At 45.9% G+C, this 7611-nt stretch carries 9 protein-coding genes; all 9 read right to left on the minus strand.

Translation table 11 applies throughout. From position 1 onward, the window contains the following. Nucleotides 1–638 (minus strand): type VI secretion system Vgr family protein (locus ACOTYB_RS24240; protein ID WP_421765905.1); only part of this gene is annotated, 638 nt, incomplete at its 3' end. A gap of 159 nt (nt 639–797) precedes the next feature. Next, nucleotides 798–1898: an ADP-ribosylarginine hydrolase Tri1 gene (gene tri1 / locus ACOTYB_RS24245; protein ID WP_409249081.1), complete on the minus strand. Its 1101-nt coding sequence runs from the start codon at nt 1896–1898 to the stop codon at nt 798–800. 38 nt (nt 1899–1936) lie between these two features. After that, on the minus strand, nt 1937–2317 hold the full coding sequence (locus tag ACOTYB_RS24250; RefSeq protein ID WP_022651396.1) for an immunity protein Tsi6 family protein: 381 nt from the start codon (nt 2315–2317) through the stop codon (nt 1937–1939). A gap of 80 nt (nt 2318–2397) precedes the next feature. Beyond that, complete coding sequence (tri1, locus tag ACOTYB_RS24255; RefSeq protein WP_421765906.1) at nt 2398–3468, minus strand: ADP-ribosylarginine hydrolase Tri1; 1071 nt, start codon at nt 3466–3468, stop codon at nt 2398–2400. Between the two features lie 209 nt (nt 3469–3677). Beyond that, a complete protein-coding gene (locus ACOTYB_RS24260) occupies nt 3678–3761 on the minus strand; it encodes a hypothetical protein (RefSeq protein ID WP_230246519.1) in 84 nt (27 codons plus the stop codon). Between the two features lie 482 nt (nt 3762–4243). Next, on the minus strand, nt 4244–5317 hold the full coding sequence (locus ACOTYB_RS24265; protein WP_023314297.1) for a hypothetical protein: 1074 nt from the start codon (nt 5315–5317) through the stop codon (nt 4244–4246). 14 nt (nt 5318–5331) lie between these two features. Then, nucleotides 5332–5778, minus strand: a complete 447-nt coding sequence (locus ACOTYB_RS24270; protein WP_023314298.1) for a hypothetical protein — start codon at nt 5776–5778, stop codon at nt 5332–5334. A 24-nt stretch (nt 5779–5802) separates the two neighbouring features. Beyond that, entirely contained in the window at nt 5803–6873 is a 1071-nt protein-coding gene (locus ACOTYB_RS24275; RefSeq protein ID WP_220153127.1) for a PAAR domain-containing protein, read from the minus strand. A 21-nt stretch (nt 6874–6894) separates the two neighbouring features. Next, a partial coding sequence (locus tag ACOTYB_RS24280) for a type VI secretion system Vgr family protein (RefSeq protein WP_233171382.1) occupies nt 6895–7611 on the minus strand: 717 nt, incomplete at its 5' end.

Genomic DNA, 7611 nt, shown 5'->3' on the forward strand with positions numbered 1-7611 from the left:
CACTGGCTGATACCCTCTTCGTCCGTACTGCCGCCGGACGGCGTCTGATGGTAAGGAATGACCTCATAGCCGCTGAACGGCTGATGCTGCGTCGCGGCGTCGGTCAGCACCAGGGTGTGCTTGTCCGCCTCATGGCGGAAGTAGTACGCAATCCCCTCCAGCTCCATCAGGCGGCTGATGAAGTCCAGGCTCGACTCCTGATACTGCACGCAGTAGTCCCACACCCGGTAGCTGCCGGTGAGTTTGTCTTCGAGGTTAACCTGATGCTCACCCAGCAGGGTTTTGACAATCTGCGGTACCGTCTGGCCCTGGAAGATACGCAGGTTACGGTCGCGCTTCATCGGCCACAGGTCCGGCTCCACCGTCAGCTGGTACACCGCATAGCGGGTGCCCGTCAGCTCCACGGCGCTCACCGCCACGCGGGTAATCTTGCCGTTAACATAGCGGGAGGTCAGCAGATTCTGCGTCGGGATGGTCACCGTGACCGGCTGGCCGAGCAGCCTGCTGCGGTCGATGCGCGCGTCTGTGCCGAGCACGGTCAGCGTCAGCGCGAACGACTCGGACATCGCCTCGCGGCCGGAGAGTTTCCAGAAGAGCAGCCCCTCAACCGGGAGCTGGACGGTAATTCGGTTGAGCATAATCTTTATTCCACTATGGACGAATCTCAGTGCCAGAAGTTAACTCATCTCAGTATGCAAAGCGGAAACGCCGTTGATGTGATAATGAGTAGCTGTAAGATTGACTTCGCTTGCCACAAAATAAAACTACTTTTCCTGTAGTTTCATTGAGATAAACAGTTATAAGAAAGTGTCTTCGGGGGCTCTATCGAACAATTCACCAGCCATTTTGGCGATACGTTCATGTTGTACAAGATTGTTTTTCCACTCCTGCGGAATACCGGAATAACCATATAATGCTCCAGCTATTTGTCCCGCCGTCGCCGCAACGCTGTCAGCATCATCGGCAAGGTTGGCTGCCAGCAGAATGGCATCACGGAAATTATCCGTATTCCATACGGACCACATCGCGGCTTCAAGCGTATCGATAACATAACCACTTGAACGAATCTGATCGCGAGTTTTTTGCTTATATTCACCCGCCTTGATAATCATTACGCGTGGCTGAAGCGGCATAACGTGCGGAGAAAAAACAAAATCTTTATTGCTACCGTTAATCATATGCACAAGCAAATAACTTAAATACTGCGTGCTATTGATTGCTTCCGCGGCACCGTGTGTTGCGATACATTGTTTTTTAGCTTCATAAAACGCTTTGCTTAATGACTTTCTAAAAAAAATAGAGACAGGGGCTTGTCTGATAATGGAAGCATTACCCGCAGTTTCTGGAGCAGTATTGCCGCTCCATCCTGGGCCAATTGTTAAATATTGCTCTAAAGCAAATCGCGTTGTATTACCTATATCAAAACAGACGCCATTTGAACTGTTATAACCATGCTGATACCATTCCAGAAGCTTATTCCTGAAACATATAGTATCAGCATCGCCTTTCTCAAGAAGCGTTTCCGCAAGACATAATGCCATGGATGTATCATCCGTCCATTCGCCTGCACGAAGTTGAAATGGCCCACCTCCTGTCATATCTTTGACGTATGCTCTGTCACGAGGCAAAAATTCGAGCGTCGTACCTACAGCATCTCCAACAGCAAGACCAATAAGCGTACCTACCGCACGATCCCGTGATTGCGCTAGTGAGATATTACATGGTGGTGGTAAATCCCATTGTTTTTGTACATCACTATTTGAGGATGACTCTAATGGCTTATTATCATACGTATACTGCATCCTTCGCTGGACTGAAGGTCTGCTAATGGGTAAGTATTTACGATATCTATCAACATATTTTAACAAGGCATTTAAATCAGCATGTAAGTCAATCACCTTTCACCCATAATAAAAAATATTATTCATATGAAATACTAAAATTCATCAGGGAATTTCTTCATGAGGTTTTGTTTCTTTTTATTATAGTTGGTATCGACCTCATGCGGCAGCCTAACCTTTAACCCTCGGCGGATTTGATCCACAATAAACCAGGCATCTGACAACCTTTCAAAAAACAACTCATCAGAATGATCAAACTCCTTCCCTGCATACATACCGAACGTCATATCCCATAATTTCGCTCTATCCTTTTCCTTGCCTTCGATTAAATCCCGTAGAAATAATAATTGTTGTACAATAGAGTCGTACATTTGCAAAAGCGGGGATTGGGGATCACGATTCTTGACGTCTGCATATCTTTTCTGTGCTAAAGTTAATGCTCTATCAACGTAACCAAACATTGTCATTTCATTCATTGCAGTAGATTCAGTTAACTAAAAATTCCATACCTGATCGCAAGTCATCATATGCCCTCGCTTACCCTTGGTAATTCTAACTATAAAAAATTATCCTCAGGTGCTCTATCGAATAGTTTACCCGCCATTGTGGCAATACGTTCGTGTTGTACGAGTTTATCTTTCCAGTCCTGCGGGATAGCGGAATAACCATACAACGCCCCCGCTATTTGTCCCGCCGTCGCCGCAACGCTGTCAGCATCATCGGCAAGGTTGGCTGCCAGCAGAATGGCATCACGGAAATTATCCGTATTCCATACGGACCACATCGCAGCCTCAAGCGTATCGATAACATAACCACTTGAACGAATCTGATCGCGAGTTTTTTGCTTATATTCACCCTCGTTTGTGATCATTACACGCGCGCACAGTGGGAAAACATGAGGCGAAAAAGCTTCTTCTTTTTGATAACCGTTGATTAAATAGTGCAATACCAATCCGAGAAATTGGCATGCGTTAATTGATTCTACCGCGCCATGCGTTGCTCGACTCTGAGCCTGTGATTCGAAGTAAATCGCACGCAGTGATTTTCGACGAAAGATAGACACCGGTGCTTGACGAATAACCCCAGCATTACCAGCAGTGTGTTTCTCTATATTACCATACCAGGAAGGTCCGACACGCATATACTGTTCAAGCGCGAACCGCGTCGTATTCCCGATATCGAAGCACCGACCATTATTGCTATTCTCTCCGTAAAGATACCATTTCAGGAGATATTTTCTAAGCACATCGGTGTGCATTCTGTTTTCTGAAAGATAAGTCTCTGCCAGACATAATGCCATGGACGTATCATCTGTCCATTCACCGGGTTTTAATTGAAAAGGCCCGCCATCAATCATATCTGCTACATGTTCACTGTCTCTTTTCTTAAACTCAAGAGTGGTGCCGACGGCGTCCCCAACAGCCAATCCCACAAACGCCCCAAGCGCTTTATCACGTGAAACATCTTCAGTCGTGACTAAAGGTAATGTTACATCCCATGGGAGAGATGAATTCGACGCATCTATACTATTGCTTCTTAATCCATTACGGACATCAATTGGCATATAACATTGATAACGATCGGCATAATGATTGATTACTGAGTCTTTACTGTGAAGATCTTGCATCACACACCCTTTAAATAGAGCAACAGGGGGGGTCATATGACAGACCATTATTCATCTTTTCTCTTACCAAAAAATCTTTGATTAATTTGAAGAAGGGAGATTGTAATCAAACACTGCGCATCACTTGCGATATCTTTTTTGCCTTTTTAAGTATTCTACGCCTTGCTCATGAGGAAGAATAATCTTAAATCCTTGTACCATTTGCGAAGCTATATACCTAGCATTGGACAATGCTGAGAAATTTCGTCATCAGTAGTATCAAACTCTTTGGACGCAAGCACTCCGAGATTCAATGTGTGTAATTTACTTTTATATTTTTCAACACCAATGAGAATAGATTTAATATAATCTTACTGATTCTTCTCCATAACATATAAAGAAATGTAGGATATTTCTCTAATCGACTATTAATTGCATCAATAGCATCATTGATATAATCCAGCGCGGTATAATTTTCTTTACTAATGATCCAACTTAAATATATCCTTTTCACTTGAAAGAATCTTTGAAAGCGTGCTCTGGCGTAACCACTGCCGCCGTGGTGGTGTGAATTTTCTGATGCCCGACTTATTTGCCTGCGCTCCTGACGGATATCGGCATAGCAATCCCTCCAGCGCCATCAGACGGCTGATGAAGTCCAGGCTCGACTCCTGATAGTGACGGTTTATGGTGGAGATGATATTGACAGGGCAGGGAAACCGACAAAGTCACCGATCATCTAAAAAAAGAAAAGCTACGCGTACGCATGAATTTGTCCTGAATATCGAGTCAAAGATTAGACATTTTCTATATGGAATGTTGACAGGATGATTTCTAGGCAGCGTTTATTCGCCTCGAAGTGGTAATCATGATAGTTACGGTGTCTGCCAATCAGTTCTGCATAGCACCAGACTTTGCCCACGCTAAAAATATAGCACTGGTAAACAGCGCGCATTTCTTCCTCTGCGCTGAACATTTCCCCCCGGCATGTCCACAGTGTTTTTCCGAGGGATGGATTAAACTCATTTGGAATAGTAGCAAGTGCTTCAGTCTTAAGCGTAACGGCAGGTTCTCGATCGTGAAACCGTTTAATCGAAACGCTAAAAACATCCTGCGCGGTAAACAACATCTCCTGCGAAAAAAAGCAAAGATTAATGACACCGTAGTTAATGCCATCAAACGAGTGCTCGACCACCAGGCGCGTTTCTGTAAGGGGATTCACCTGCCAGGATTCCGGTACTTTAAATCCACTGCTGTTTTTAGCACTGAGGTTCACGGTCTTAAGCAGTTCAGCCAGAACCAAGTTACTACGATGCAGTAAATCCCAGTTCACTACAGTAAAGTAAATATCATTCGCCAGCGCAGGGTAGTCGCGAGCGGCACAGGCCGCTTTAATCAGGAAATAATTTCCGCCTCCTTCTTGCGGATTGTAATCTTTCTGTACGGTATAACGTGAAATGACCTCGTCGCCGGACGAGTGCGTTTTGAGAGTTAGCACATCTGCAAAAAGGCCACTACCGGAAGGATGCGCAATCAAGCGCTGATTCAACACTTTTTCGCCCATCAGTTCCAGTTTATTAAACAGCCAATCAGAGGGATTCATCTCCCACTGACAGCGTTCATAAGCGGCCCAAACTTCCATATAGGGTTGCGCATCATCGGTGGCATAGCGACCCAAGTTAGTCAAGCCGACCTCAGGAAGGTGCTGCGGGGTCAGTTCAGCTGGCTTAACACGATTTGGCAAAATCACCCAGTACTGAAGCATTTTTTTATCAGCAGAGGTATACAGGCATTTCCAGTAGTTCGCCTTAATCTCTTCATTGCTTGCGGTTGAGACGATGGGAAAAGCATAATTATTACCAGTGTTCATAAAACCTCTTCAACTCAGACAGTGCTGCCAAACCAGATACCATAGAACATTAAGATACAGCCTAACGAGGCTAGACACTTTACTACCAGGCGTAATTTTGCCCCATACTTACCAGATAGTGATAATAATTTTGTATAGTTTGCTGCAGTGTTATAGCGCTTGTGGAATCGCATAATAATATCGAAAATATTATTCAACATCACGACAAAAAACTTCGACAGAAGCACTGCCATAAAGGAAGCTGGTATTATTACTGATAATGACCGTGCAGTTTCTCTGGTAAGCAACGGGATGAACTTAGAAAAGCCAACCAAAACAATGACCAATACAAATGCACCAATCAGTACTGAAATGAATTTTATTCCAAAGCCACGCCATTCTTCTTTTGTATACAGATCTTTTCCATTCCAGATATAGATCAAAGTGATTAAAATAAAAATCGTTAAGCCAGCCCATTTCATTATTTCATTGTCCTCTCACATCCCTTAATCGCCTATCAAAACAGTAACACACCCGGTAATAATTGTCCCATCCCCGCTTTCTGTCAGAACAGAGGTGACGGCTGGCTCATCCTCTTCGCCATACAAATAGTCAAAGAAATCCAGTATAGGCTTAAATGCCACTTTCAGACTTGCATCACCCTTAAGCCCTACAAGCCCTGCAGCCCCACCAGTCACCCTGACGTTAACGGAATAATCTTTAGTGTCCCAGAAAGCGCTTCCACCTCCCGCGAGACCAGCAGACCCAAAGCTACCGTCGATTTTTGCTTCTCCGGAAACGATGCCCAGAATATCAAGGTTACCCGAAACTTCGCCTTTCACTCCTTTCGCTTCCGCACCGGCGTCAGCAGTCAAACCATACTTCCCATCATTGCCGGTATAAACTTCTAATACGGCTTTAGCTTCTGCTGTACCAATAGTTACATCCCCTGATACTCCACCATACAACGTTCCTTCTTTACCCGCAGCAACCGAACCACCGTATTGCTCACCTGTCGCAGCGGCATTTGCATTCAAGCCATAAATATCGTTGCCGCCACCATACAGAGACCACGTCGCATTCGCGACGGCGAGTTTATTACGCATTTCTGCCCGTAGCAGATCCTTACTTTTCATATTCCCAATTGTAATATCCGCCAACGCAAAACCAGCTGAAGCGGTATCAAAATCACCGTTGAGGTTTTTATCTTCGAGGCTGGCGTACGCACCCAGAACACGAGCATCAAAATGTTCGCCGTGCATCATCCCATCTTCGCCGGCATTTTTCGCCAGCGTGCCTCCCCAATATTGAGGTGCTGCTGCTTTCGGTATGGCAGGTGCCGGTGAGCCGCTAACATCACACTTCGTCTTGTCTCCTAGACGTGCAAGTGGCATACCGTTAACGAAGACAGTACCGGAGCCCCCCACAATAATACCGCTGCCGTGCGTCGAGCAGGATAACGTATCACCCTTTCGAGCGGCGGGAAAACCACCGATGATGACGTCCGGGCTTCCCGACTGTATTGGCCCCGAATGTGCGCTGACATCTATGGTCGCTCTGGCGGCAGGCTGTCCCATGTTCAAAAATCCTTCTACATATTAGCTGTTAATTTTAACAACAGCGCCTTTAATATCTGTCAGGTTTGTACCATTGAGATGAAGAGTATCATTAGCTTTCATCTCGGCATTTATTCCGCCGCCTAACTTCGTCAACTCCGTCCCTTTGAAGGATGCCACAGTAATACTCTCAGCCTTGAGTGTCCCTTCGGAAACGATAATTTCAATTGTCGATGGCGTGATAAGAATGTAGTTATCATTCACCTTTAACTTAATCGAGGTTGTCGCTTCCAGCAGAGCATTTCCCTCTTTATCCATAGTCAATACGGTTTGGTTTTTACCTACATTGAATTTGTGCTGATTACCCGTGTTGCTGGTTGAATTCGCCCCCACGTTCACGTCCCGGTTACGCTTAACCGTTACGTGCTCATCCCGGCCGATAATTTTTTTACGGTCTACCCCTACGTCATGTGTCTCGCAGTTCTCGATCTCGGTGTCCATGTTTTTTTCAGCATGAATCCAGATCTGCTCTTGCCCAGCCTTATCCTCGAATCGTAGGGCATTGGCATTATCTTTGTGGCCATCCTTACTGCGGCTCATAAAACCCATCTGCGTCGCAGCAGCCGGCAGCGCCCACGGCGGCATGCTCGCGTCGTTGTACACGCGACCAGTAATGATCGGACGGTCCGGGTCGCCGTTGATAAAGTCCACCACCACCTCATCGCCCACGCGCGGGATCTGCACCCCGCCGTAGCCCTG

Source organism: Enterobacter cloacae complex sp. IR5450 (assembly GCF_049238665.1).
Classification (GTDB): domain Bacteria; phylum Pseudomonadota; class Gammaproteobacteria; order Enterobacterales; family Enterobacteriaceae; genus Enterobacter; species Enterobacter hormaechei_C.

Coding starts and splice junctions, on each gene's coding strand:
- ACOTYB_RS24250 (WP_022651396.1), bottom strand. CDS start 2,317: ATGAATGAAATGACAATGTTTGGTTACGTTGATAGAGCATTAACTTTA.
- ACOTYB_RS24275 (WP_220153127.1), bottom strand. CDS start 6,873: ATGGGACAGCCTGCCGCCAGAGCGACCATAGATGTCAGCGCACATTCG.
- ACOTYB_RS24270 (WP_023314298.1), bottom strand. CDS start 5,778: ATGAAATGGGCTGGCTTAACGATTTTTATTTTAATCACTTTGATCTAT.
- ACOTYB_RS24265 (WP_023314297.1), bottom strand. CDS start 5,317: ATGAACACTGGTAATAATTATGCTTTTCCCATCGTCTCAACCGCAAGC.
- tri1 (WP_421765906.1), bottom strand. CDS start 3,468: ATGCAAGATCTTCACAGTAAAGACTCAGTAATCAATCATTATGCCGAT.